This window comes from Rubrobacter marinus (assembly GCF_011492965.1).
Lineage (GTDB): Bacteria > Actinomycetota > Rubrobacteria > Rubrobacterales > Rubrobacteraceae > Rubrobacter_F > Rubrobacter_F marinus.
This window is the reverse complement of sequence record NZ_CP045121.1, coordinates 3563598-3589720: the sequence shown is the minus strand read 5'-3', so window position 1 is coordinate 3589720 and position 26123 is coordinate 3563598. Positions and strand designations below refer to the sequence as shown.

General features: G+C 69.2%; 21 protein-coding genes and 1 pseudogene. 13 read left to right on the top strand and 9 right to left on the bottom strand.

Annotated features, from left to right (window positions below; all coding sequences use genetic code 11):
* Positions 1-39: 39 nt before the first annotated feature.
* The 4 genes and pseudogenes from GBA65_RS18425 (at position 40) to GBA65_RS23605 (ending at position 3533) form a co-directional block, all read left to right on the top strand.
* Positions 40-951 (top strand): class I SAM-dependent methyltransferase, encoded by a 912-nt coding sequence (locus tag GBA65_RS18425; protein WP_166397798.1) that lies wholly within the window; start codon positions 40-42, stop codon positions 949-951.
* Between the two features lie 772 nt (positions 952-1723).
* The gene (locus GBA65_RS18420) at positions 1724-2680 is read left to right on the top strand and encodes a PLP-dependent cysteine synthase family protein (protein WP_166397797.1); all 957 of its coding nucleotides are present in this window, start codon (positions 1724-1726) and stop codon (positions 2678-2680) included.
* Positions 2681-2794: 114 nt separating this feature from the next.
* Positions 2795-3351: pseudogene (locus tag GBA65_RS26785) on the top strand (trimeric intracellular cation channel family protein).
* Positions 3237-3533, top strand: a complete 297-nt coding sequence (locus GBA65_RS23605; protein ID WP_407691024.1) for a trimeric intracellular cation channel family protein — start codon at positions 3237-3239, stop codon at positions 3531-3533. Before GBA65_RS26785 ends, GBA65_RS23605 begins: the two are co-directional and overlap by 115 nt.
* Positions 3534-3900: 367 nt before the next feature.
* On the opposite strand, the gene GBA65_RS18410 is transcribed toward GBA65_RS23605, so the two are convergent.
* Positions 3901-4899 carry a sugar phosphate isomerase/epimerase family protein gene (locus GBA65_RS18410; RefSeq protein WP_166397796.1) on the bottom strand — a complete coding sequence of 333 codons (999 nt, stop codon included), beginning with the start codon at positions 4897-4899 and terminating at the stop codon, positions 3901-3903.
* Positions 4900-5163: 264 nt separating this feature from the next.
* On the opposite strand from GBA65_RS18410, the gene GBA65_RS18405 reads away from it, so the two are divergent.
* Both GBA65_RS18405 and GBA65_RS18400 read left to right on the top strand, forming a co-directional pair.
* A complete protein-coding gene (locus GBA65_RS18405) occupies positions 5164-6027 on the top strand; it encodes a class I SAM-dependent methyltransferase (protein ID WP_166397795.1) in 864 nt (287 codons plus the stop codon).
* 134 nt (positions 6028-6161) lie between these two features.
* On the top strand, positions 6162-7154 hold the full coding sequence (locus GBA65_RS18400; RefSeq protein ID WP_166397794.1) for a choline kinase family protein: 993 nt from the start codon (positions 6162-6164) through the stop codon (positions 7152-7154).
* A 339-nt stretch (positions 7155-7493) separates the two neighbouring features.
* Here the strand turns inward: GBA65_RS18400 and GBA65_RS18395 are convergent, their stop codons facing one another.
* The 3 genes from GBA65_RS18395 to GBA65_RS18385 are packed head-to-tail and all read right to left on the bottom strand — an operon-like array spanning position 7494 to position 10522.
* Entirely contained in the window at positions 7494-8309 is an 816-nt protein-coding gene (locus GBA65_RS18395; protein WP_166397793.1) for a carbohydrate ABC transporter permease, read from the bottom strand.
* 13 nt (positions 8310-8322) lie between these two features.
* The gene (locus GBA65_RS18390) at positions 8323-9243 is read right to left on the bottom strand and encodes a carbohydrate ABC transporter permease (protein ID WP_207955914.1); all 921 of its coding nucleotides are present in this window, start codon (positions 9241-9243) and stop codon (positions 8323-8325) included.
* Positions 9244-9253: 10 nt separating this feature from the next.
* Positions 9254-10522, bottom strand: a complete 1269-nt coding sequence (locus GBA65_RS18385; RefSeq protein WP_166397792.1) for an ABC transporter substrate-binding protein — start codon at positions 10520-10522, stop codon at positions 9254-9256.
* A 723-nt stretch (positions 10523-11245) separates the two neighbouring features.
* Here GBA65_RS18385 and GBA65_RS18380 point away from each other — a divergent pair.
* The 7 genes from GBA65_RS18380 (at position 11246) to GBA65_RS23600 (ending at position 18613) form a co-directional block, all read left to right on the top strand.
* The gene (locus GBA65_RS18380; RefSeq protein WP_166397791.1) at positions 11246-11851 is read left to right on the top strand and encodes a TetR/AcrR family transcriptional regulator; all 606 of its coding nucleotides are present in this window, start codon (positions 11246-11248) and stop codon (positions 11849-11851) included.
* Positions 11852-12519: 668 nt separating this feature from the next.
* On the top strand, positions 12520-14094 hold the full coding sequence (locus tag GBA65_RS18375; RefSeq protein ID WP_166397790.1) for an FGGY-family carbohydrate kinase: 1575 nt from the start codon (positions 12520-12522) through the stop codon (positions 14092-14094).
* A 77-nt stretch (positions 14095-14171) separates the two neighbouring features.
* Entirely contained in the window at positions 14172-14963 is a 792-nt protein-coding gene (locus GBA65_RS18370; protein ID WP_166397789.1) for a class I fructose-bisphosphate aldolase, read from the top strand.
* A 4-nt stretch (positions 14964-14967) separates the two neighbouring features.
* A complete protein-coding gene (locus GBA65_RS18365; protein ID WP_166397788.1) occupies positions 14968-16020 on the top strand; it encodes a 2-hydroxyacid dehydrogenase in 1053 nt (350 codons plus the stop codon).
* Positions 16017-17522 (top strand): FGGY-family carbohydrate kinase, encoded by a 1506-nt coding sequence (locus GBA65_RS18360; RefSeq protein ID WP_166397787.1) that lies wholly within the window; start codon positions 16017-16019, stop codon positions 17520-17522. Before GBA65_RS18365 ends, GBA65_RS18360 begins: the two co-directional genes overlap by 4 nt.
* 50 nt (positions 17523-17572) lie before the next feature.
* On the top strand, positions 17573-18358 hold the full coding sequence (locus GBA65_RS18355) for an alcohol dehydrogenase catalytic domain-containing protein (protein ID WP_207955913.1): 786 nt from the start codon (positions 17573-17575) through the stop codon (positions 18356-18358).
* A 36-nt stretch (positions 18359-18394) separates the two neighbouring features.
* A complete protein-coding gene (locus GBA65_RS23600) occupies positions 18395-18613 on the top strand; it encodes a hypothetical protein (protein WP_207955912.1) in 219 nt (72 codons plus the stop codon).
* Positions 18614-18712: 99 nt separating this feature from the next.
* Here the strand turns inward: GBA65_RS23600 and GBA65_RS18350 are convergent, their stop codons facing one another.
* The 5 genes from GBA65_RS18350 to GBA65_RS18330 form a co-directional block, all read right to left on the bottom strand.
* Complete coding sequence (locus GBA65_RS18350) at positions 18713-19372, bottom strand: class II aldolase/adducin family protein (protein WP_166397786.1); 660 nt, start codon at positions 19370-19372, stop codon at positions 18713-18715.
* Positions 19373-19798: 426 nt separating this feature from the next.
* Positions 19799-20551 carry an SDR family NAD(P)-dependent oxidoreductase gene (locus tag GBA65_RS18345; RefSeq protein ID WP_166398595.1) on the bottom strand — a complete coding sequence of 251 codons (753 nt, stop codon included), beginning with the start codon at positions 20549-20551 and terminating at the stop codon, positions 19799-19801.
* Entirely contained in the window at positions 20551-22293 is a 1743-nt protein-coding gene (gene glpD / locus GBA65_RS18340) for a glycerol-3-phosphate dehydrogenase (RefSeq protein ID WP_166397785.1), read from the bottom strand. The genes GBA65_RS18345 and glpD overlap by 1 nt, the downstream gene beginning before the upstream one ends.
* Positions 22294-22498: 205 nt before the next feature.
* Entirely contained in the window at positions 22499-24112 is a 1614-nt protein-coding gene (locus GBA65_RS18335) for an FGGY family carbohydrate kinase (protein ID WP_166397784.1), read from the bottom strand.
* A 203-nt stretch (positions 24113-24315) separates the two neighbouring features.
* Positions 24316-26121 carry a thiamine pyrophosphate-binding protein gene (locus tag GBA65_RS18330; protein WP_207955911.1) on the bottom strand — a complete coding sequence of 602 codons (1806 nt, stop codon included), beginning with the start codon at positions 26119-26121 and terminating at the stop codon, positions 24316-24318.
* Between the last annotated feature and the right edge of the window lie 2 nt (positions 26122-26123).

Genomic DNA, 26123 nt, shown 5'->3' with positions numbered 1-26123 from the left:
CTAGGATGGCCCCGAGAGGATCTCCCGGAGGAGCCTAGAGTGCCCCGTTTTTCGATACGCCGCACCCTGGCCGTAGGCAGCTTGAGGGCCTTCCTGCGCCTGGAGGCCGGGGTAGGCCGGGAGGAGGCTTCCGGGCCGTCCGGCGAAACCGAGAGGCTCGCCGACGGGCTGCGTGGGGCCCGCAGGACCTCCCAGAAGCGGGCGAGGAGGATCCGCGCGCTGAAGGCGGAGCTGGCCGAGCTCGGGGCCGCCCGCGCCTCCGACGCGAGGCTCCTCGAATACCTGCTCTCGGACGCTTTCGAGCGGCGCGCACCGTGGGTCACCGGGGTACGGATGAACGGCAAGACCTACGGGAGGGGCTCACGCCACGCGAGCCCCCGCCTGGGGGAGTTCTTCCGGGCGTTCCCCGAGGCCTCCAGGGGCAGGGTGCTGGAGCCGGGCTCGCTAGAAGGCGCCATGACCGTCGAGCTCGCCAGGAGGGCGCGGGAGGTGGTCGGGCTGGAGGCCAGGGCGGAGAGCGTGCAGAGGGCCGAGTTCTTGAAGGGGCTCTTCGGCGCGGAGAACGCGACGTTCCACGTGACCAATCTGGAGGAGGACGACCTCTCGTCCTACGGCGCGTTCGACGCGGTCTTCTGCTGCGGGCTCCTCTACCACCTCCCCAACCCCCGCGCCTTCGTCGAGCGCCTGGCCGCCGTCTCGCCGAACCTCTACCTCGATACCCAGTACGCCCGGCCCGAGTGGGACCTCACCACGAGGGAGGGGCTGCGGGGCTGGGTGCGCATGGAGGACCCGTCGGACCCCCAGAGCGGGGTCTCGGGCACGGCCTTCTGGCCGACCCTCGACGAGCTGCGGAGGCTCCTCTCCGAGAGCGGCTACGCACGCGTCGAGATCCTCTCCCTGCTGCCGGACAACCGCCACGGCCCCAGGGTACACCTGGCCGCCAGCCAGTAGGAGGACGCGGCGTCCAAGAATCGGGCGCGACAGAGGGACAACGCGCCTCCCCATCCCTCCAGGGCGCGTCGAGCCTCGTAGGCGTAGCGTTCCTCGGCCTGTCGACGGCGCCCATGGCGCGGCTCTCGATCCCGGAGTCGGCGACCGTCGCATCCGTGTAAAACACGAGGGACCAACCTCACGAATCGCTCACCGCCGCCGCGGCGTAAGGGATCGAGCTGGTGCCGGTTGTTCGGCGCGGCCTCCAGCACCGGGAGTGCCCGCGGTGGGCCGTCCGGTCCGTACTCCCATAGGTGTTGCGCGAGGTCGTCTTCCTCCGCCAGGGCGCGGGAAGAGGCAAACTCCTCGAAGGAGCTTCGTGCCTCCGGGGTTCCGGCGCCGCGCACGTGCGAGAACGCGCCGCCCACCGATCCTCGGGAGCACAAAACCCGACTGCCGGGAGTCCGTGTCGCGCGCAGACCTTCGCCGCGCCGCAGCGCCGGCGGCTCGGGCTCTCGGCCAGCGTTGGGCGCGGCAACGGTACGTCCGAACGTCCGCGTCGGGTTCGCCGCTGGCCCGCGAGTTCGACCTCGCCCCGATTCTCACCGGCGCCCCCGAGGGCGGCCCCGCCGTGACCACCGCCGAGCCCGCGCGGTCCACCCGAAGGCGCCGCGTGGACCGGCGCGCCAAGACGACCGGCGCCACGGGGGAACGACCTCCTCCACCTCGATGGCCTCCGCGGCAAGCGGTGGTACCGTGAAGCGACGTAGCACGACGGATGGGGAGGTAGATCATGGCGGCGTCGAACGTATCTACGAACATCTCGAACAGCATCCTCGATGCCGTGGGGAACACGCCGATGCTGGAGATCGAGGGCATCTACTGCAAGTGCGAGTTTCTCAACCCCTCGGGCTCGATCAAGGCGAGGATCGCGAAGTACATGATCGAGCGGGCCGAGGAAGAGGGCCTCCTCAAGCCCGGCGACACGATAGTCGAGGCGACGAGCGGCAACACCGGCAACGCCCTCTCGATGGTCGCCGCGGTGAAGGGCTACGGGATGCTCGTGGTGATGCCCGAGGGGATGAGCGGCGAGCGGCTCGCCATAAGCCGGGCCTTCGGGGCCGACGTGCTCCTGACGGGCCAGTTCCACGTCAACGCGGCGCTGGAGAAGGCCAGGGAGCTCGGCCGGCGTGAAGGCTACTTCAACCCGGGGCAGTTCGAGAACGAGTGGAACGTGGAGGAGAACCGCACCTGGCTGGGGCCGGAGATCCTGGCGCAGTTGCCGGAGGGCAAGGTCCCCGACGCTCTGGTGATGGGCGTCGGCACCGGCGGCACGCTGGTGGGCGTCGGGCAGGCGTTCCGCGAGGTCAACCCGGGCGTCAAGCTGTTCGCCATGGAGCCTTCGGAGTCGAAGACGCTCCTGTGCGGCGAGATCGGGGAGCACCTCATCGAGGGGATCTCCGACGGGTTCGTCCCCGGCATCTTCGAGCGCCACGAGGGGCTGGTGGACGTCACGCTGACGGCGGAATCCGGGGAGGCCGTCGAGGAGATGCGCCGCCTCGCCAAGCGCTACGGCCTCTTCGTCGGGCCTTCCAGCGGGGCGAACCTCGTCACCGCCAGAAAGGTGAAGGAGGCCCATCCCGAGCTCGAGACGGTGGTGACGCTGCTCTGCGACGAGGGCGAGAAGTACATCCAGGAACACTTCGCCGAGCCCGCCGAAGTTCGGGTAGGCGCAGAGGAACTCTCGTAGGAGGCAGGGACGAACGATCCGAGCTCGCGGCGATCTATCATCGGTTGGACTCTCCGCTTCGGTCTCATGGCAAAGGACGGGGAGCGCGGGCGCCGGAGATAGTGGCGTGACGAGATGGAGCCCGGGGTACACCCGCTCGTACGCCCGCCAGCATCGAAAGGGGAGAAGAGACATGGCCGCGACCGTCCCGACCCCGTCCTCGGAGGACTCGACAGCGGGCCGGCCCCCTCGCTGCTAACCTCTCGGCGCATGTACCTCTACCTGATGGATCTCGCCGGGGTGTTCGCCTTCGCGGTCAGCGGCGCCCTGACGGCCGGGCGCCGGGGGATGGACCTCTTCGGCGTGCTGGTCGTCGCGGCGGTGACGGCCATCGGGGCGGTACGCTGCGCGACGTCATCCTCGACCGGCCCGTCTTCTGGCTCACCGACACCGTCTACCTCTACGTCATCGCCGCCGCGGCGGTCTGCACGCTCGTCTACGCCCGATTCCACAGGCCGCCCGCGTCTCGCTGCTCGTCGCCGACGCCTTCGGGCTGGCGGTCTTCGCGGTGCTGGGCGTGCGCGCGGGGCTGGATGCCGGGGTCTCGCCGCTCGTCGCCGTCATCATGGGCGCGATCACCGGCGTCGTGGGCGGCGCCGTGCGCGACGTGCTCTGCGGCGAGACGCCGCTGATCCTGCGGCGCGAGATCTACGCGATCGCCGCGGTCGCCGGGGCGACGACCTACGTCGTACTGATCGCGTGGGCGGGACCGGGAGCGATAACCCTCACGGCGTCCATAGCGGTCACGCTGCTCCTCCGCCTGTCCGCCGTGCGGTTCGACCTTCACCTGCCGACGGAGAGGCCGAAGGAGTGAAGGGCCGGACCTCTCGTTTGTGTGAGAGCCCGTCCGGGCGTCCCCACATCCCGCGGCCTGCTCGCCGCCGTCCGGCTGTTCCTCCGGGGTTGATGACTTACTCGCGCGAAGCACAAACTCCGGCCAACGGACCGGCCTCCGTCTCCAATTTGGGCAGCGAGACTACGGCGGCGCGCCTGGATCTCCTCGACCGCGGCTTCGGGGTCCAAATAGCCCTTCGGTTCGGTAGCCCCTCCGGCCGCCCCCGTGGAGGCGGCGGTGGAAGATTCGGCCTTCGGTTAGGGCACCGGAGATCCCCTCCGGCGGGGGCCGGGGCGAAGCGCGCCCTTTCGTGTACGGCGCCGTAGCGCCTGGGGCGACAGAGGCGCTACGGGCGGTACCGTCCCGGGCGGGAGAGGAGCTCTTCGGCGACCGGCCCTATCTTGCCCTCGGCCTCCTTACTCGTGGGGCACTGGTGGTGACGCGCGGGTGGACCCGTTTTCGCTCCATCGCTGCTCGCGGTCTCCTGCCGGGAGAACCCCTGGCGTACGCCGTTCTCTAGGCTGGGGTTTTTCTCCGGGGCGTCGTCGCCGTGTGTGCGAGCCCGCGGGCGGTCCGCAGAGCCTCCGGGGCCAGGGACGAGAGTTCGGGGAGAGCTCGACGCAGCAGGAAGGGTCGTGGGGGAAATCCATGCGGCGGAAAGTCTCTTCGAGGGGATGGTGCCCCTGCCCGGCGGGAGGTGGAGGTCCCCGAGGCCGTAGACGGTGTGCTCCGAGACGGGCGGGTTGCCGGTGAGGTTGGGCTTTCGGAGGTTGTCGTGGAGGTGTAGGTGGCGGACGAGGGGGGCCACGGCGGCGCACTCTTCGAGGTAGTCGAAGCCGAAGGCCCTCGCGGCGAGGGCCGCGTGCCCGACGTCGAGGCAGAGGCCGACGCAAGGGTGGTCGACGGCCGAGATCTGCTCGGCGAGCTCGGAGGGCCAGACGGAGTAATCGTAGACTTCTCCGCGCAGGATGGGCAGCTCGGGGTAGTAGTTCTCGACGGCGATGACGGCGCCCATCTCCCCGGCAATCTCCCCGGCCTCGCGCAGGGCGTCCCTCTCGCAGGCGAGCTGGTCCTTCAATCTGTGAGGCGCGTCGCGCGCCCCGACCCTCTGGCCGGCGTGGCAGACCACGACGTCCGCGCCGACGGCACGGGCGAACCGCAAGCTGGCGTCCAGGACGTCGCGCTGGAGCTCCCGGCTGGTCGGGTCCATCAGGTCGATCTCCAACGGGGCATGGACCGTGTAGGCCAGACCTGCGTCGAGCAGAGGCTCCAGGACGCGGTCCAGGCGGGCGGGATCCAGCGCGCCCCGAGGATCGCCCGAGGCTTTGCGGCCACAGCTCCACAAAGTCTGCGCCGGCCTCCTTCACGTATTCGAGATGCTCCGAGAGCCCGAGACCCCGTCCGGGTACGGGTGCGGCAGGTTGATTCCCACGCTTCGAAAAGCCAAGCTTCTCGTCCTTCCTTCGGGGTCCTGCATCGCGCCCGAGTATAGGTTCGTAGGAAGTGAACCGGGTGAAAGGGAGGTAAACGAGGCATGAACAATGCGTGAAATCGGGGCCCTCATGCCCTTCTGTAGAATGGGCGAGGCGAAGATGTTTGGAAGGCTAGCATGGGAGAGGGGTCGGGCATAAGCAGCTACGAGGACTACACGAGAAAATCCGGGAACTACGACAAGACGCGGCGGCCGGTCGGGACGGAGATCTCGGTCGGATGCTTCGCCCACGCGGGCGCGTCGCTCGGGACGCCCTTGGACCGGATGGAGATCCTGGACGCCGGGTGCGGCACCGGCAACTACTCCCTGGCGATGCTCGACCACGTCGGGCGCGTAGCGGCGGTCGACCTGAACCCCGGCATGCTCCGGGTCGCCTCGGAGAAGCTGGCCGGGGCCGAAGCCGAGGGGCGCGTCTCCTTCGAGACCGCCCGGATCGACGAACTGCCCTTCGAGGACGGGCGCTTCGACGGGGTGATGATCAACCAGGTGCTCCACCACCTTCCGGACGACCCCGCCAGAGGCTTCCCGGAACACCGCCGGGTCTTTCGCGAGCTCGCCCGGGTCCTCAAGCCCGGCGGCGCGCTCGTGGTCAACACCTGCTCGCAAGAGCAGCTCCTCCACGGCTACTGGCACTACGGCCTGATCCGGGCCGCCGCCGACGCCCTCCGGTCCCGCTACGCCCCCCTGGACGAGCTGGCCGAAATCCTCGCCGACTGCGGCTTCGAGCTCCGGGGACGCTTCGCCCCGACGGACGCGGCGGTTCAGGGCGAGTCCTACCTCGACCCGCGCGGGCCGCTGAGGGAAGAGTGGCGCGACGGCGACTCGGTCTGGTCGCTCGCCGACGAGGATAGCCTGGAGCACGCCCTCGTACGCATCAGGGATCTGGACGAGCGCGGCGAGCTGGAATCTTACGTCGCCCGCAACGACGCTCTGCGCCCCAGCATCGGCCAGGTGACCGTGATCTACGCGTCCAAGGGCTAGCGAGCCCGCAAGCATTTAACGCGAAATTTACGCAAGGGTTACACTGAGGTGGCGTTGGGTGTCGCGTAGGGAACGCGAGCCGTGGGAAGGAGCAGATGCTACCACCTCAGTTATGGCCCGAGGTAGGGCCGCGGTTGTTGCTGGGCACGGCGTTGTCCGTGCTGTCCCGCGCGTCCCTGCCCGTCGGCACGGGGACCGGCGACGTCCGGGTCGAGCGCCTGAGCGGCGCCCTCACGAACGCGAGCTACAAGGTGATCACCGACGGCGGGGTCTACGTGATGCGCCTGTCCGGAACGGGGACCTCGGGGTTCGTGGATCGGGCGTCGGAGGGACACAACGCGCGGGTCGCGGCCGGCCTGGGGATCAACGCCGAGGTGGTGTACTGCGATCCGAGGGACGGCACGATGCTCACCCGCTTCGTCGAGGGCCGCTCGATGGACGAGGGGGGGAGGCTTGGCCGGGAGCGGGGGGCGCTCGTCCGGGCGACGCTGGCCCTTCGCAAGGTCCACGACGGGGGACGCCCGTTCGTGTCCCGCTTCGACGCCTTCTCGATGATGGAGCGCTACCTCGTCCTCCTGAGCGGGCTGGGGGCACCGGTGCCGGCGGTCTATCAGAAGCTCGCGCGCGGGGCCGGAGCCGTGCGGCGGGTGCTGGAGGAGTCCCCCGTCCGCCTCGTCCCCTGCCACAACGACCCGTGGCCCGGGAACTTACTCGATACGGGCCGGCGGATCTACGTCATAGACTGGGAGTACTCCGGAATGAACGACCCGATGTGGGATCTGGGCGCCCTCTCGGTGGAGGCCGGGCTCGGGCCCGAGCAGGACCGGCAGATGCTTCTGGCCTACTACGGCGGAGCGGTCTCGCCGATGCTCCGCTCCCGATTGTTACTCTACAAGGCGGTCGGCGACCTCCACTGGGCGCTCTGGGCCCTGGTCCAGCACGCCAACCGCAACGCGGCGGAAGACTTTCTGGCCTACGCCCTGGGCAGGCTAAAGCGCTGCAAGGCCCGGATGGAGAGCCCCGATTTCGTCCGGCATCTGGACGTCGTCCGTGCCGCACGAGGGCGGAGCGGTCGCCGCAACCCGGTCCCTCCCGAAGTGGACGCCACGGGCTCGTTGGCCGTCTGACAGAGGCATAGCAAGACGTTGGGGGATGCCGTACGAGCGCCGAGGCGCGAGGGCGGACGCACGAAACCTCGCCTCCAACCCCTCGACGGTACCGTGCGCCGAGGGTGGCGGGACCCTGTACAGACGGGGCGCTCCCCTCGGGCCAATCCGGATCGAAGCGCGGCGCACGGAGATCGACGATGCCCTCGGGGCCGCTTATCCGCTGCAGGCCCGAGGTCGGGGCGAAGGCGACCCCAAGCAGTCGCCGAGTAACGAGCACGAGGTACGGCCGAGACGGCTACGGCCCCGAGGAACCGCTTCTCGAAGCGGCGATCGTCATCAGCGGCGTATCGTCGTTCGTTACCCTTTCACGGAGCCGGCGGTCATCCCCTCGATAAAGTACTTCTGTAGGAAGACGTAGGCGATCACGATCGGTATCGTCGCCACGATCACGCCGCTGAACAGCAGCGGGTAGTCGGTCAGGTACTGGCCCCGGAACTCCAGGAGGGCAAGGGGCAGCGTCTTGTTCACGTCCGTCCGGAGGAAGAGCAGCGGGAACAAGAGGTCGTTCCACGTGATCACGAAGGAGAAAGTCGCCACGGTGGCGAGGGCGGGGCGCGTCAGCGGGAGCACGATGCGGCGGAAGGTCGTCCACTCCGTCGCGCCGTCCACGAAGGCGGCGTCGAGGAGGTCGCGGGGCAGGCCGCGCATGAAGCCGGTCAGGATCATGACGCAGACGGGGATCTGGAAGGCGACGCTTACCAGGATAATCCCGAGGAGCGAGTCCACGAGGCCCAGAGCGTCGACGATCGTGTACAGCGGCACCATGTAGACCTGCGGGGCGATCAAGAGCCCGGCGACGAAGAAGGCGAACAGGGACGCCGCGACCCACCCCCCCATGCGCGAGATCGCGTACGCCGCCAGGCTGCCGCACAGCAGGATCAAGAAGACCGACCCCAGGGTCACGACCACGCTGTTCAGGAAGTAGACGATCATGTTCTCCGACTCGAAGAGCCGGGCGTAGTTGCCGAGGTCCGGGGTCGCCGGCAGGGCGAGGGGCTCGCCGTAGAGCTCCTGGGTCGTCTTCAGCGTGGCGAAGAACACCACGCTCAGGGGACCGAGTATGAGCAGCGCGAAGAGGATCAGGGCGATCTGGCGCGGTATGGCGCGGAGCACCTTCTCCCCCTCCCTAGCGGTCCACGCGCAGGACGCGGAATTGGAGGGCCGTGAGGAGCCCCAGGATCACCATGAACACCACCGCCCCCGCCGACGCGTAGCCGAAGTTGTTGTCGCGGAAGGCGACGTGGTAGATCCAGGTCGAGAGGATCTCCGTCGCGTAGGAGGGGCCGCCGTCGGTGAGCGCGATGACGAGGTCGAACGCCCTGAAGCTCTGGATCGTCGTGTAAGCCACCACGATCGCCGCCGCCGGTGCCAGGAGCGGCCACGTCACGTACCGGAACGTCTGCCAGCGGTTCGCGCCCTCCACGCGCGCGGCCTCGTACAGCTCCTTCGGGATGGCCTGCAACCCGGCGATAAAGATGATCATGACCTGCCCCGTGTGCTGCCAGAACTGCACGAAGGCGAGGCTGAAGATCGCCGTCCCCCGGTCGCCGAGCCAGGAGCGCTGGAGCCCCCCCAGCCCCGCGCGCTCGAGAAGGATGTTCAGGGCGCCTATGTTCGGGTCGTACATCAGGATCCAGGCCAGAGCCACCGAGACCGACGAGATGATGGTCGGGAAGAAGTACAGGACGCGGTAGAAGACGTTGACCCTGGTGTTCTTGACGAGCAGGAGGGCGAGCAGCAGCGAGACCACCGTCTGCGCCACGAGGACGAACAGCGTGAACTTGACGTTGTTCGAGAAGGTCTGGCGGAAGATCCCGTCCGTCGCGAGCCCCCCGAAGTTGCTCAGCCCGACAAACGACGGGTCGCCCCCGGCGACGCCCTCCCAGTCCGTCAAGCTCATGGCGAGGGCCGCCACCGCCGGCACGGCCAGAAACACGCCGTAGATCACGACGGCTGGGAGGAGGAAGAGCAGGAGGGTCCGGCTCTGGCGCCGCCGCCTCGGCCCCTTTCCCGTTCGTCCCGAGAGGGTCAGCCTGCCGGTGGACACGGCCTTTTTCCTACTCCTGTATCGCGCGGTCTATCGTGCTCTGGAAGCTCTGGGCGGCCTCCTCGGGGGCGGAGCCGGAGAGGATGTCCTCCACCGAGGTGCGCATGCCCTGGTCGATCTCCTCGACGGTCAGCTCGAAGCGCGGCTGGAAGAGCAGGCGCTTCTCCCGCCACGGCTGCTGCGTCCGAAGGATCTCCGAGGTGTAGTCGACCTCGCTCAGGGTGAGAAGCTGGCCCGTGTCGTTGGCGTAGGTGGCCGCGTTCTCCGGGCGCGTCAGGTACTCGACCCATTGGCGCGCCGCCTCCTGGTTTTCGCCCTTGGCGTTCACCCCGAGCATGAACGTCGAGGTGTAGATGCCGTCGTACCTGGCCTCTTCGGCGGGGACCGTGATCGGGGCGAGGAGATCCTGCTCGATGTCGGGGTTCTGCTCGGCGACGGTCGCCATCTGGTAGGACCCGAGCGCCATCATCCCGGCCTCCTCCTGCGCGAAGAGCGCCGAGATGCCCTCCTGCGTCGAGCCCAACGGGTCGTCCTGGAAGCAGCCCCGGTCTCTGAGCTCCGCGATCTGGGAGAGCGTCTCGACGTACCAGTCCTCCGTGACCCGCGCCTCGCCCGCCTCGACCCGTTGCCAGATGTCGTCGCTCGGCTGGTTGTTCATCAGCATCGGGTTGATAAACTGGCTGGCGCTCGTGTTTCCGGCGAACGCGATGGGCGCGGCGCCCTGCTCCTTCAGCGCGTCACAGAGCGAGAGGAAGCCCTCCCAATCCTGCGGCGGCTCATCGAAGCCCGCCTCTTCGAGCAGGCGCACGTTGTAGACGGGGATGTTGAAGACGAGCTGGTAGGGGAGCGTGAGCTGCTCGCCGCCCTCCGTGCGTCCGGCCTCGATGAACTGCTCGTCGAAGCGGCCGGTGAACTCCGCGTCCGTGAGGTCCGCGTAGACCCCCGCATCCGTGAGCTGGCGGAACTGGCTACCGGGCTGGGTAGCGAAGACGTCCGCCCCGCGGCCCGAGAGGATCGTCTGCTGCGACTGGGCGGTGTATGCGTCGCTGGGCAACACGCTCTGCTCGACGCGGATGCCCGTCTCTTCCTCGAAGCCCTCGGCCAGCTCCCCGAAGACCTGCTGGTCCTCGCCGCGCCAGTGGAGGAAGGTTATAGCGCCCCCTCCGCCTTCGCCTCCGCCACCTTCTCCTCCTGCGTACAGCGCGCATCCCGAAAGGAGCGTTAGCGTCGTCGCGACGCAGAAGATGGAAGCCAGCCACGCCCGGATCGCTCTCGCCATCTCCGCCCCCTAACCCTCCGCAAGACAAGTCGGCGTACGGTAGCCGAATCTCCTGTCCGGGTCAACAAAAAGCATCGTCGGAGCTTCGCGTTATCTCGAGGTCACGACTCGGAAGCCGAGGTACGAGCTTACCTCGGGAGCGGCCAACGCTCCGCCGGAGACCGGCCGTTCCCCTTCGACGAGTTCCTCGGGAGGGCGTGCAGGCTTTCGTCTTCAGGAACCCGGCGAACCTCACCGATCCCGGCGGACCTACCACGCCGGGCGCACGCGCCGGCGGGGATTGGAGTTGGGGTGAGGGAGTGGTTGGCGAAGTTTGCCCGGCCGGCGACGACGAGGGCGATACGGCAGCGAGCCCACCCACTCCCGTCCACGGGGATCGGAGTCACCGGACAGCACTCCACGCCGATACGGTGACCGATCCGGGAGGAGGCGGTTTTCGAGTCGGAGGCGGAGCGAAGACACCGATCACGGGACCCGGAGCTCAAGGGGGCGTCGGTACATCCAAGGACGAGAACGGTCGTCCGGTCGTAAGCGAGAACGCCGACGTTACGCCGTGGTCTCGGAGGTCCAGGAAACGGTTACGTGGACCCGCCGCGGTGGCTGCACCGGGCCCGCGTCCGTCAGGCCGGGTCCCTCATGGCGACCACCGCCGCGCGCTCGGAGGCTTGACGGCGCTCCTTAACTATGTTAGTTTTTCGATCAACGACAGAAGGAGGTGGGGCCTTGGGCATCGAGGAGCGCAGGCGGAGGCAGAGGCGGCAGCTCAGAGACGGCATCCTCGCCGCCGCGCGCGAGATCGCCCGGGCGGAGGGGTGGCCGGCGGTCACGATCCGCAAGATCGCCGCCCTGGTCGAGTACAGCCCGCCCGTCGTCTACGAGCACTTCGACTCGAAGGAGGACTTGCTGCTCGAGCTCGTGCGGACGGGCTACGCCGGGCAGCTGGGGGCCATCGAGAAGGCCCGCGCCTCCTCCGACGACCCGGAGCAGGCCCTGCTCGAGATGTCGCGCGCCTGGTGCCGCTTCGCGTTCGAGGCCCCGGACCTCTATCAGGCCATGTACGGCCTCGGGGGGGTGTCGTTCCCCGTAGCCGAGCTGAGGAAGGAGGGGGAGAAGATAGCCGAAGCGATGGCGGGGACGCTCGCGGAGGCGCTCGCGAAGTACGGGAAGGAGGAGGAAGGCGTGTGGGAGAAGGTGACGATCGCGTGGGGCACGCTGCACGGCCTGGTCGCCCTGGCGATGGCCGGCCGGCTCCCCGGCGGCGAGGGGGAGGCCGAGCGCCTGGCGGAGCGGGCGGTGCGCGGGCACCTGAGGGCGTGGCTCGACGGCTAGGAGCCCCCTTCTTGACCACGATCTAACGCAGCTCTAAGGACGAAAGCCGTTAAAAACCGAGGTAGCGCGGTGGGTGGCCAGCAAGGGCTTCGAGGTGTTGTCGGGATTTTGGCAACAAGGGGCGGGGCCGCCGAAAGTCCCCGAGAGCGACGTACGCGCTCTTGTACCCGCACGTATTTACGCATTAATACTCACATTTGCGCAATTCGCCTTGACTGTGCGTGTTTTGCTGCGTATCGTTCCGCACAAGGGATACTATCTAGGTCCTGCGCTGTTCGGACGGAAGACCGGGGAGAATGGGAAAGGGGAGGTTCGCGGTGGAGTCCGGCTGGTGTTGCTCTTTGCGGCGTTCGCGGGCGGGGCGTTGGGCGCGGCGATAGGTGGAAAGCCGGCTCTGGTCTTCGCCGGCTTCGAGGTGCTGGTGGAGCGGCCGATAGACTGGCCGGCGGAGGCTTCGACTTCTCGACCAGCGTTGCCTTCGGAACGGTCTTCGGGCCGCGTATCCCGTTCACGGATGGGGCGGCGTTCGCGGCGCGGGGGTGTAGGGCTTCCGGGTCGAACGAAGATGGGGGACACCGGCGGGCGGAGGCCGAGCGGTGGGGTTGTCGAAGGCGGGCAAGGTCGTAGCACGGTCGTGGCCGCTTCGGCGGCGGGGGAAAGGAGCAGAGATGGCTGAGGGCCCGTACCTTATCGGGATAGACGGCGGGACGGGGAGCGTGAGGGTCGGAATCTTCGACCGCGAGGGCACGGCGCTGGCCTTCCACGGCGTCGAGTACGGGACGCGCTTCCCGCGTCCGGGCTGGGCCGAGCAGGACCCGGACGAGTGGTGGCCGTGCCTCGTGCAAGCGGTGAAGGGCGCGATGGAGAAGAGCGGCGTCTCGGCGGAGGAGATCGCGGGTATCTCCATGGACAGCACGAGCTGCACCGTGGTCGCGATGGACGAGCGGGATCGTCACATGCGCCCGGCGCTCCTGTGGATGGACGTGCGCGCCTCCGACCAGGCCCAGCGCATCCGCGAGACCGGCGACCCGGCGCTCAAGTACAACGGCTACGGCGCCGTCTCCGCCGAGTGGATGCCCTCGAAGGCCCTGTGGTTGAAGGAGAACGAGCGGGAGACCTACGACGGCGCGAAGCACGTCTGCGAGTACACCGACTGGATGATCCACAAGCTCACCGGCGAGTGGACGGCTTCGATCAACAACACGTCCATCCGCTGGTACTACGACCGCGACGCGGGCGGCTGGCCGGAGAGCCTCTACGAGGCGGTGGGCCTCGGGGACGTGCTGGAGAAGTTCCCCGAGCCCGTGCTCGACATGGGCACCGTGGTCGGAGGCTTGAGGCGGGAGGTGGCCGAGGAGATGGGCCTCAAGCCCGACACCCCCGTGGCTCAAGGTGGCGTGGACGCGTTCGTGGGCGCCCTGGGCCTCGGGGTGGTCGACCCCGGGAAGATGGCGCTCATCACCGGCTCCTCGCACGTCATGATCGGGCAGGCCGCCGAGCCCCACTACGGCCAGGGCTTCTTCGGGTCGTACAGCCACGCTCAGGTTCCGGGCCAGTACACCGTCGAGGGCGGGCAGGTCTCGACCGGCTCGATCGTCGCCTGGTTCAAGAACGGCTTCGCGGGCGAGGCGGCGGCCGAGGCGAAGAGGCGCGGAGTGGACCCCTACGTGGTCTTGAACGAGATGGCGCAGGGGGTGCCGGTGGGCTCCGAAGGGCTCGTGGTCGTGGACTACTTCCAGGGGAACAGGACGCCGTACACCGACCCGTTGGCGCGAGGCATGATCTGGGGCCTCTCCCTGGGCCACGGTCCTGGGCACGTGTTCCGCGCGATCCTCGAGGGCATCTGCTACGGCACCGAGCACATCTTCCGCACCATGCGCGAGAACGGGTTCGAGCCGGGGGAGGCCGTCGTCGCGGGCGGGCCGACGAAGAGCGAGCTGTGGATGCAGATGCACGCCGACGTCTCCAACGTCCCGGTCTCCTTTACGCGCGAGAGCGAGGGCCCGGTCCTCGGCTCGGCGATGCTGGCCGCGGTCGGGGCGGGGGTGTATCCGGACGTGCAGACCGCCGCCCGGAACATGGTGCATACCGAGCGCACCATCGAGCCGGACGCGGCGCGCCACGAGGAGTACCAGTTCTACGTGGACCGCTACGTCGAGACTTATCCCCAGATGCGCGAGTCGATGCACAAGACGGTGCGCCACGTTGCCAGCGGCGGTGCCGCGGCCGCGGCGGGGGTGTAGAGGGTGGTCGGGGCCGTACTCCGCGGCCCCGACCGATAAGCATTCGATGTTGTACGGACGGAGAGAAGGAGAAGGTTTTGGTTGGAGCAGAGCTTAGGGCCGAGCGGTTATTCGACCGCGAGAGCGGGCGTTCGTTTATCGTGGCCTTCGATCACGGGCTCAGCCTGAGGGTCCCGCCGGAGGCCGGGCGGCCGATGAAGATCGTCGAGAACGTGGTAGCGGGCGAGCCGGACGGCGTCCTGATCTCGCCGGGCTTGCTCGAGAGGTCCGCCCACCTGTTCGCGTTCCGCGGGGCGCCGCTGCCGATCGTGCGCGCGGACTTTATCCACATGGACGAGCGCGTCAAGTACCTCGGCGACCGTCACAGGGTGGTTTGTACCCCGCGGGACGCCCTGGCCCTGGGGGCGGAGGCGATGGTGATGTACCTCGTCTTCGGTCCGGAGGACGGCGACGTGTTCGCGGACAACGTGCGCGCGATCGGCGACACCGCCCGCGAGGCGCACCGGGCCGGCATACCCCTTATCGTCGAGTCCGTGCTGTGGGGCTCGCGCGCCGCCGACAGGCGCGACCCGGACCTTCTCGCCTACGTGTGCCGGATGGCCGCCGAGCTCGGGGCCGACTTGATCAAGACCGAGTACACCGGCGACCCCGAGACGATGGCCGGGGTGATCGAGGGCTGCCCGGTCCCGGTCCTCACCCTGGGCGGCTCGAGGAGCGGCCCCGAGGAGGCCATCGAGGCGGCCAGGGACGCCGTGGGGGCGGGCGCCAGGGGCATCGTCTTCGGGCGCAACGTCTGGCAGGCCGACGACCCCTCGAAGATGTCCGCCCGCCTGCGCGAGGCCGTGCACGGCGCCCCCGTGGGGAGGTAGCGGGATGGACGTGCTCTGCGTGGGCGACCTGTTCCTCTCCTCGGCGCGGTTCAGGGAGGCCATCGAGAAGGAGATGGGGGAGGACTTCGGGCCTCTCCGCGAGGTCTCCTGGGCCGGGGAGACGGCCGAGGACCAGCACCACCTGCAGCAGCTTATGGAGCAGGAGGGCCCGGAGGCCGTGCCGGCGCCGGAAGAGGTCGTCGAAGCCCTGGGAGAGGCCGAGGCGCTCGTGGTGCACTTCGCACCGGTCTCGGAGGCGGTCCTCGACGCCGGTCCGAACTTGAAGGCCGTGATCGTGGCGCGCGCGGGCTTCGAGAACGTGAACGTTGAGGCCGCCTCCGCGCGCGGCATCGCGGTCGTCAACCTCCAGGGCCGGAACGCCTCGTCGGTCGCCGAGCAGACGTTGGGCCTGATGCTCGCCGAGACGCGCAGCATCGCCCGGTCGGACCGCGGCATCCGGGCGGGCCGGTGGCCCAAGGAGTTCCCGCAGGAGCCCTACGACCTCTCCGGCCGCACGGTCGGCCTGATCGGCTTCGGCCAGGTCGCCCGCCAGCTCGCGTCCCGCCTCTCCGGCTTCGGCGTGACGCTCCTGGTCTACGACCCGTACGTCGAAGGGGAGACCATCTCGTCCCACGGCGGCGAGAAGGTGGACGACTTGGACACCATCTTCCGCGAGGGGAACTTCGTGAGCCTCCACGCCCGCTTGAGCGGCGAGACGAGCCGCTTTATCGGCAGGGAGCACTTCGAGCAGATGAAGCCGACGGCGTTCTTCATCAACACCGCGAGGAGCCGCATGGTGCGCTACGACGATCTCCTCGAGGTGTTGAAGGAGGGGCGCATCGCCGGGGCCGGGCTCGACGTCCACGACGAAGAGCCCCTGGAAGAGGGCAGCCCCTGGCTGGAGCTGGAGAACGTGACCCTGACCCCGCACGTCGCCGGAAGCACCTCGAGCGCCTGGGAGAACTCCGTGCGGATGGTGGGCGAGGCCGTCCGGGAGCTCGACGAGACCGGGCGTCCCAGGAACACGGTCAACGTGGAGGAGCTGCAGAAGCGATGAGTGCCTACCTGCTCGGGATAGACAGCGGCCTGACGGTCACGAAGGCCGTCGTCTTCGACGAGGACGGCCGCCCGAGGGGCTCGGGCGCCGTCAACAACGTCCACGAGAGCCCCCGCCCACGCTGGGTCGAACAGGACATGGACCTCCTCTGGGAGAGGTGCTGCGGCGCGATCCGCGAGGCCCTCGACGAGGCCGGGATCGACGGCGGCCAGATCACGGCCGTCGGGGTTACGGGCCACGGCGACGGCGTCTACCTCGTGGACGAGGGGGGGCGCCCCGTCCGGGCCGGCGTCCTCTCGCTCGACTCCAGGGCCTACACGGTCCTCGAGCGCTGGCAGGAGGCGGGCGTTGCGGACCGGGCGCTCGATGTCACCGGCCAGAAGCCGTTCTCGTCGCTCGCGGCCACCCTCCTGGCCTGGTTCAAGGAGCACGAGCCCGAGAGCTTCGAGCGCGCGCGTTGGGTCCTCTTCGTCAAGGACTGGCTCCGCCTCAAGCTGACGGGGGAGTACGCCACCGACACCACCGAGTCGAGCAGCGGCTTCACCGACGTGAACACGCAAGAATACTCCCCGGAGGTGCTCTCCCTCTACGGCCTGGGAGAGCTGCAGGGGAAGCTGCCCCCGGTGGTCGCGTGCACGGGGGTGGCCGGCGAGGTCACGCGCGAGGCGGCCGAGGCGACGGGGCTCGCGGCCGGCACGCCGGTCGTCGCGGGGGCCCACGACATAGACGCCGGCCCCGTCGGCGTCGGCTGCACGAAGCCCGGCCAGCTCACCATGATCGCCGGCACCTGGTCGATCAACGGGGTGGTCTCGGACAGGCCCGTGCTGAACGAGGCCGGGTTGTGCCGCAACTTCGTGGTCCCGGGTCTATGGGCGAACTTCGGCGCCTCGCCGGCCTCGGCGACGAACCTGGAGTGGTTCGTCCAACGCCTCAGCCCCCTGGAGGTGGAGAAGGCGAAGGAGAGCGGGACTTCCCCCTTCGCCTTCGTCAACGAAGAGGTGGAGGAGGTGCTCGAGGAAGAGTCGCGGGTCTTCTACCACCCGTTCCTGTACGGCTCGCCCTACGGCGACGCAGCGACCGCGGGCTTCTTCGGCCTCAGGGGCTGGCACACGCGAGGTCACGTTCTGCGCGCTCTCTTCGAAGGCACGGTCTTCAACCACAAGTGGCACGTGGACACCCTGCGGCCGGTCTCCGACTTCACGCGGGTCCGCCTCACCGGCGGAGGGGCGAGGAGCGAGCTGTGGAGCCAGATGTTCGCGGACGCCCTCGACCTGACCATCGAGATCCCCGACGCCGACGAGGCCGGCGCTCTGGGTGCCGCGGTGTGCGCCGGGGTGGGGGCAGGCGTCTACCGCTCGCTCGACGAGGCCACGGAGCGGACGGTGCGCATCCTGCGCGTCCACGAGCCCGACCCGGAGCGTCACCGGCGGCTGGAGGAGGCCTACGAGACGTACACGGCCATCGCCGAGGCCCTGGCGCCGGTGTGGCCCCGCACGGGCTAGGGGGAGGCGAAACGCCATGAGGAGAACACGATGAAGACGGGGAGGCAGCGATGTTAGCCGCCGTATTCCGCGGTCCCGGTGAGCTGGAGGTCGCGGAGGTTCCGACGCCGGAGATCGGGCCGGACGAGGTCCTGGTGAAGGTCGGGGCCAACACGGTCTGCGGGACTGACCTGCGCATCCTGCGCGGGGAGAAGACCAAGGGCATAGACCGGAACGTGGTCATCGGGCACGAGATGGCCGGCCACGTCGCCGAAGCGGGCAGGAACGTCCGCGGCTACGAGGTGGGGGCGCCGGTGGCGATGGCCCCGGTCATCCCGTGCCGCAGGTGCTACTTCTGCCGGCGCGACCTGGAGAACATGTGCGCCAACGCCAGGATCGTGGGCTACGTCGTGGACGGCGGCCTCGGCGAGTACGTGCGCGTCCCCGCGGACGCCGTCGAGGCGGGCAACCTGTTCGTCGCCGGGAAGGATCTGCCGTCCGAGGCCCTGGCTCTGGCCGAGCCGCTCTCCTGCTGCGTCAACGGGCACCGCCGCTCCGGCACGCGCCTCGACGACACCGTGCTCATCATAGGCTCGGGACCGATAGGCCTGTTCCACCTCCAGCTCTCCCTGCTCGCCGGGGCGAGGACCGTGATCGTCAGCGAGACCTCGGAGGACCGCAGGAAGACCGCGTCGGAGTTCGGGGCGAGCGTGACGGTGGACCCCGCGAACGAGGACCTTTCGGCCGTCGTCGCCGAGCACACGGACGGGTTGGGCGTGGACGTATCCGTGATCTGCATCGGGGTGCCCGCGCTCGTCAACGACGCGCTGAAGATGACCCGCAAGGGGGAGCCGTGAACATCTTCGCGGGCTCGCGGGGCGGGATGGTCCGAGGTGGAGGCGAACCTGATCCACTACAACGAGCTCGTCCTGACCGGCACCTCCAACTCCCGCCGCTCGGACTACGAGGCCGCCATGCGCCTCATAGAATCCGGTCGGGTCGAGGTCGAGAAGATGGTGACGCACAGGTTCCCGCTGCGGGACGCGCTCGAGGCCATAGACAAGACGGCGAGCGGCGAGGGCATCAAGGTCGCGGTGATGCCAGAAGCGTAGTAGGGGGAGATCCGGGCCGTTTCCCCCGCTGAAGCGGCCCGTTTTCGAGGGGCGACGGCGTCTGCCGACCGCGGCGGGGCGAACGCCCCGGGCGCCGTGCTAGGAAGACGCCTTCGGTTGTCCGTAGCCGGTGATCTTGGCGGCGACCTCGGCGACCTGATCCCGGTCGAGGAGGATGGGGCCTCCGGCGAGGCGGGCATGGTAGTAGATCTCGGCCATCTCCTCCAGGGTCACGGTGCGCGAGAAGGCTTTTTCGGGGCTCTCGCCGAGGGTGATGGTGCCGTGGGTCCGGAGCAGGCAGGCGTTGCGCGACTCGCCCAACGCCTCGCTCGCGTTGTTCGCGAGCTCCTCGGTGCCGTAGAGGGCGTAGGGGGCGATGGGCACCCGCCCGTCCTCCGAGAGCGTGGTCAGCATGTAGTGGACCGGGGGGATCTCCCACCCCAGGCACGCCAGCGTGGTCGCGTAGCGCGAGTGCGTGTGCACGATGGCGTCCACCTGCGGCCGTGCCCTGTAGATGCCGGTGTGCATCGGGGTCTCGCTGGAAGACGCGAGGTCGCCCTCCAGGTGGTTGCCGTTCACGTCCACGAGCACCACGTGTTCGGGCCCCATTACCTCGTAGTCGAGGCCGGTCGGGGTGATGAGCACGTCTCCCTCGGGGGTGCGTGCGCTGACGTTGCCCGAGGTGCCGGTGACGAGCCCCGAGGAGACGAGCTGGCGCGCGACCCGGGCCACGCTCTCACGCAGGTCCTGATGCTTCATTCTTTACCTCCAAGCCCTTGTACCTCGTACAGGTTCCGATCAACAACGCGCGACGGTATCACCGCGTACTCGACGGGGGCGAGACCCCCGGGCATCTGCCGGGCGTCTACCTCACGGTGACGGCAGAGGCCGCGCGTCGCGGGGCCGGCCGCGACCACCCGCGCCCGCGGTTCTTCGGGGCCGCCGAGCTCGTGACCGGAGGGCGAGGAGAAACGTCGCCGGAGAAGCGTCTGGTGCCCATGTCGGCCTGTACCGACGCCGGTGCCACGGGTGAGCTCTCCCATCTTCATGGGCATCTCACCCCTGTCCGTCTCGTAGAAATCGCCGCTGCCAATAAATAGCCTCCTTCTACCTCGACGAGCCCCGCGCCTGCGGGCGCGACGATCTTCGCCTCGACTTCAGACCGCGCAAGGCGCCGGCGCCAGGTCAATCCATAAGGATGCCGCCGTTTACTTCGATGACCTCGCCGAGCACGTAGCTGGCGTGCGGTGAGGCGAGAAACAGCACCGCGCCGACGATCTCCTCGGGCGTGCCCTCCCTTTTGAGGGGGATGCCCTGCGCCGCCTCCTCGCGCCTCTCGGCCGGGGTGAACTCCTCGTGCAGCGGCGTGTCGATGCGCCCCGGAGCTACCGCGTTGACCCGGATCCCCTTGGGGCCCAGGTCCTTCGCCATCCCGCGGGTCAGGGTGCTGACGCCGCCCTTGGCCGCCGAGTAGGCGATGGAGCTCGAGCTGCCGCCGGTCCTGGCGGCCATGGAGGAGATGTTTATGATCTTGCCCGCGCCCTGCCTCTTCATCATGGGCAGCACCGCCTGAGAGCACAGGTAGACGCTCTTGAGGTTCACCGCCATCACCCGGTCCCACAGGTCCTCGGTCATCTGCTCGAACGAGCGCCGCTCGACGAAGGAGCCCGCGTTGTTCACCAGCACGTCCAGGCGCCCGAACCTCTCCTCGATCTCCCCGACCATCCTCCCGACGTCCCCGGAGTCGGAGACGTCCCCCCGGACGGCGATGGCGGCCCGGCCAGTGGCCTCGATCCGCTCTACCACCTCCCGGGCCTCGCTCTCGCCCCTGTTGTAGTGGACGGCCACGTCGCAGCCGTGCTCCGCGAGGCCGATGGCCACCGCGCGCCCAATACCCTTGCTGCTACCCGTGACCCACGCTACCTCCCCGGAGAACATCAAGCCCGCTCACCCCCTTCCGGAGACAGCCCCGCGGTGGCGAGCGCGCGTGGGGTGTAGCGCTCGATCCACTCGCGGTACTGGCGCACCTCGCGCTCGGCGCGCTTCCTCGACCAGCCGAGGTGTTCCACCGCTACCTCGGCCGCGGCGTCGGCTACGTCGAGGGCGACGTCGGGACCGTACGCCACCATCGAGCGGCGCAGCAGGACGTCGGCCAGGGTCTGGGCCATCTCCCGGCGGAAGGCGTACAGGACCTCGCAGCCCATCAGCGCCGTCTCCACGGTGGCGGGGGAGGTGAGGGGCAGCTTGAGGGAGGGCTCTCCCCCGGCCTCGGCGAGCACGTCGTCCGCGCGGGCGCCGTAGATCTTCAGGAGCCTGGACGCCAGCATCTCGCTGAGCCCGCTCCTCGCCTTGAACTCCGCGGAGAAGGCGTCGAAGTCTCGTAGGGCACCGCCGGGGAGCGGGACGCGGTCCGTGGCGGACGGGGGAGCCTTCCGGCCCAGCTTCTTGAAGACGGCGTCGGTCGTCTGGCGGGCGAGGTTGCGGTAGGTGGTCAGCTTGCCGCCGATGATCGAGAGGAGGCCTCCGACCTGCGGAAACTCGGCGCTGGCGCTCTTCACCTTGCCGCCAGCGGCGGACCGGCCCTCGGCGTGGTCGAAGACGACGTGGCTGCGGGTGACGCCGCCGGCCTCCCCCTCGGGGTTGTAGGGGAGGGGGCGGACGCCCGAGTATGTGAAGAGCACGTCCTCGCGCGTCAGCTTCGCCTCGGGGATCAGGGCGTTGGTCTCCTGAAGGAGGTACCGGATCTCCCCCTCGTCGCCGACGACGAGGTCCAGGTCGCCCTCGTAACGGATGTCGGTCGTCCCGATCAGATACCGTCCGTTCCAGGGGATGACCAGGATCGGGCGGTTGTCCGAGATGGCTTCGTAGTACAGCACCTCGGCGGGGGCCCCGGGGAAGGGATCGACGACGAGGTGCGTCCCCTTGGTGCCGCCCATGAAGCGCCCGGCGTCCGGTTCGACGCCGGGGGTATCGAGGCTCGCGAGGACCCGGTCCACCCAGGGGCCGGAGACGTTTACGGTAACGGGCGCGCGGACCGTGTACGTCCTTCCGTTGCCCAGCGCGTCGGCGAACTCGACCCCCCGGACGGCCCCGTCCTCCAGGACGAGTCGTTCGACCCGTGCGTAGGTGAGCACGACGGCGCCGTGCTCGCGGGCGGAGATGGCGTTCTCGACCACAAGGCGCTCCGCGTACTCGACCTGGCAGTCGTAGTAGAGGGCGGCGCCCCGGAGGCCCTCCGGGTTCAGGCCGGGCACGGTCCTCAACGCCTCGTCGCGGCCGAGCATCCTGTGGGTTTCGAGGCTCTTGTCGAAGGAGAGAAGGTCGAAGGCGATCATGCCGAGGCGGACCATCTTCGGTCCCCGCTTGTTGTGCTCGTAGATCGGGACGACGAACGGCATGGGCTTTACGAGGTGCGGGGCCATCCGCAGGAGCTTCTCGCGATCGGAGAGCGACTCCCGGACGAGGTAAAACTCGTAGTACTCCAGGTAGCGCAAGCCGCCGTGTATGAGCCGGCTCGACCAGCTGGACGTGCCGCTGGAGAGGTCACCCTTGTCCAGGAGTAGCACTTTGAGGCCGCGCAACACGGCGTCCCGGGCTATGCCGGCGCCGTTGATCCCGGCGCCCACGACTATGAGGTCGAAGGTCTGATCCTGTATGTCTTCGGGTATGCGCCCGGCCATGGTATTTGCCTCCTGATGTGTCTCGTGCTGTGCTGGTCGGTCCAGTCCCGGCGGGCGAGTCCCCGTAGACCCGCTCCGCCACGCGGTCGGCGAGGAGAGGCTCACTCATGCCTCGGACCCGGCCGCGAGCCGGGCTCTCGAAGGGTGGCCGGGGCGAAGACCTCCGCCAGCAGACGATAGTCTTCGCCCCGCGGACGATCCGTTTCTAGCTGGGAACCTCGCTCGCGGCGGCGGCCTCGTCCAGCTCGTCCGACTCCTGGCCCCCGGCTCCGGCGCCCGTCCACATGTGCGGCGCCAGGCCCTTGTCGGCGGCGGCGATCATGTGGTCGTTGAGGGCGCGCCAGCGCGGGTAGAGGTCGTCGTAGGCCTCCTTGTTCTGCCGGTTCGGCTCGTACTCGCTGGCGGTGGTGACCGTGGCGGTCGCCGCCTCGGCGAGGTCCGTGTAGGCCCCGGCGCCGACGAGGGCGCAGAGCGCCGCGCCGAGGCAGGTCGCCTCCAGGACCTCCGGGACCCGCACCCGCGCGCCGAGCACGTCCGAGAGGATCTGCGCCCACACCGGGCTGCGGGAGGGGCCGCCGACGAAGGTGATATCGTCCACCCCGCGCCCGTAGACCTCCTCGAGGATCTCCATGTGTCCCCGCGCCCCGTAGGCGCCCTCTTCCATCACCGCGCGGAAGATGGCCCCGAGGCCGGTCTCGTCGATGGCGAAGGGGCTGAGGCCGACGATGGACGGCGGGGCGTGCTTCCAGGAGCGGGCGTTCATGACGTTCGAGGCGAAGTAGGAGACGCCGTTGGCGCCCGGGGGGCACCGGGAAGCCAGCTCGTCGAGCTTGTCGTAGCCGGTCTCGGTGGAGATGTCCGGGTTGGCGGCCCTGAGGAGCCCGTCGCGGACGTAGCGGGTAGAGAGGCCGTGCACGAAGCCCACGCCCTCGATCATCCAGCGGTCCGGGATCACGTGGCAGAGCGTCCGGAGGCGGATGCCCGGGTCGATCAGGGCGTTGTCGGCGATCCCGGCCGTGAGCCAGAACGTACCGCCTACCACCCCGAACTGGTTCGCCTCGACGACCCCGCCCCCGAGGAGGCCAAGCTGGGTGTCGGCCCCGCCCGCGACCACCGGGGTCCCCTCCCGGAGGCCCGTCTCCTCGGCGGCTCTCCTGGTGACAGCTCCGACCACGACGCCCGACTCGGCGACGCGCGGCAGGAGGCGCGAGATCCCGAGTTCCTCGGCCGTCTCCCTCGACCAGTCGCGCGTCTTCAGGTCGAAGAGGCCCGAGGAGGAGCCTAAGGACGGATCGGTGACGTACTCGCCGGAGAGCTTCTGCAGGACCCAGTCGCCGAGCATCGTTATGTGGCGCGCCTTCTCCCAGACCTCGGGCGCGTTAGCCTCTATCCACCGCAGCCGGGCGGAGGCGGCGATGGAGGTCCAGTCCCCGCCGCGCTTGTAGATCGGCTCGGCGAGGCCGTCCCTTATGAGCTCCTTGGCCTCCTTCTGCGCGCGGGCGTCGGCGTTCGGGACGGCCCAGATCTCCTGGCCCCCCTCGTCGTAGACGACGAAACCCTCGCGCATGCTGGTGGCCGTGATCGCCCTGACGTCCTCGGGCCTCGCGCCCGCCTGGGAGAGCGCGGCCTTTATGCACTCGGTCGCCCGCCGCCAACCGTCCCGGGTGTCGAAGTCCATCCCGCCCGGGTACTCCGAGGCCTTGTAGTTCCACTCCTGCTGCGAAAGCCCGAGCATGCGCCCGTCGGCGTCCCACGCCAGCGCCCTGCAACTCCCGGATCCCGCATCCACGGTCACCACGATCGGCTTGCCGTTCTCCATAATCCTTCTGCTTCCTTTCCCTACCGTTTCTTCCCCTGGCCGTCCCCTCGGCCCCTGTTCGGCGACGCTCCGTCGGCGGTCGAAGCCTGGATGCCGTTTCGGGCGGGGCCATCGCGTTCCCCACGCGATGACCCGCGGGTTCGGTCTCTCTCCCTTATGGGTCGCCTCGGCCCGGGCGGGCTTCGGGACCTTTCGGCATTGCTTTACTCTGCGATCACGCCCTCCTGCTCGATGTCGGCGGCTTCTGCGGACCTGTTCCACGGGCGCAGCTCGTAGGTGGTGCCGGGGCGGTCGAAGGTTCTGCCTTCGGCCCCTTCGGCGAGGCGGCGACGGAAGCTGTGCAGTGGCGTCGCCCTGGAGTCGATCCGGATGTCCAGGACCACCGGTCCTTCGGCGGCGAAGGCGCGCTCCAGCGCCTCGCCGAGTTCCTCGGGCCGCTCGACCTTGATGCCGAGGCAGCCCATCGCGGCGCCGGCCGCGGCGAAGTCGGGCTGGCTCGCTTCCGTCTCGAGGTCGACGGACTGGCGCATGCCGTCGAAGAAGATCTCCTCCCACATCTGCAGCCAGCCGAGGATGCCGTTGTTGAGGACCACGTTTATGACCTTCAAGCCGTTCTGGGCCTGCGTGGCGAGCTCGCCGATGGCGTAGTAGAAGCCCCCGTCGCCGCTGATGGTCACGACGCGGTCGTCGGGCCGCGCCACGGCGGCCCCCAGCGCCGCGGGACACGAGTAGCCCAAGCCCCCCTGCCCGCGCGCGAAGATCCAGTTGCGCCCCGCCTCGGGGGCCTTGAGGTAGGCCGAGATCCAGCCCGCCGAGAAGCTGGCGTCGCTGATGACGACGTCCCTGGCGGAGAGCCTCTCCCTGAGCTCGCGCATCACGCGCGGCGGGGCGAGCGGGACCGCGTCCGAAGCCTCCTCCTCGCGGATCGGGGCGGCTTCCTCCTCCTTGATGTTGCCCACCTCGTCCAGCCAGTCCGCGCGCTCCTGCGGCTCGACGCGGTTCAGCAGGTCCGAGAGCGTCGACTTTACGTCCCCGTTGAGCGCGACGGTCGGCCGGAAGGTGCGCCCCGGCTCGGCCGGGTCTACGTCCAGGTGTATCGTCGCCTGCTCGGGCGCCGGGATCGTCCAGTTGACGCTCGTGTTCTGGCTGACCTTGCTCCCGCACCAGAAGACGAGGTCCGCCCGCTTGACCACCCTGTTGGCGGTCAGCCCCCGAGGGGGTTCAGCACGCCCCGGAGTGGGGCCGGTCTCGGAGATCGAGCCCTTGCCCGTGAAGGTGGTCACGACCACGGCGTCCACGGTCTCGGCCAGCCGGGTCAGCTCGTCGGTGGCCCGGGAGCCGAGCACGCCGCCGCCGGCGACGATGACCGGCCTCTGGGCCCGGCCCAGAAGGTCCGCGGCCTCCTGGATGTCGTCCGGGGGCGCGACGGGACGGTAGGCCGGCGCGCGCGTGTAGCGGTCGTCGATCTCAAGGGCGGTCTCGTCCCCGTCCCACTCGGCGTCCATGACGTCGTGCGGGATGACGAGCGCCACCGGACCGGGCCGCCCGGAGGTCGCCGTCCGGAACGCCGAGCGGATAAGCTGCGGCAGCGACCTCTGGCTCGCGGCCGTGTACGTGGCCTTGGTGATGCTCTTGAGGAAGCTGATCTGGTCGAACCCCTGAGACGCCACGCCCTTGTCCCGCAAGGGCTCCCAGTCGCTCGGCAGCTCGCCGACGATGGCGATAACCGGGACCGAGGCGTTCAACGACTCGACGAAGCCGTCGGTCAACTTCGTGGTGCCGGGGCCGACGGTGACGTCGCAGACGCCGGGTTTGCCCGTGAGCCGGGCGTAGGCGTCGGCGGCGTAGGCGGAGCTCCGCTCGTCGCGCACCAGCATGTGGCGGATGCGCGGCGATCGCTTCGCGATGCCGTCGTACAGGGCGGCCGTCTGCCCCCCCGGCTGCCCGAAGACCTGCTCCACCCCGTAGCGGGCGAGCATCTCCGCAACCATGTCTCCTACGTGAGCCACCG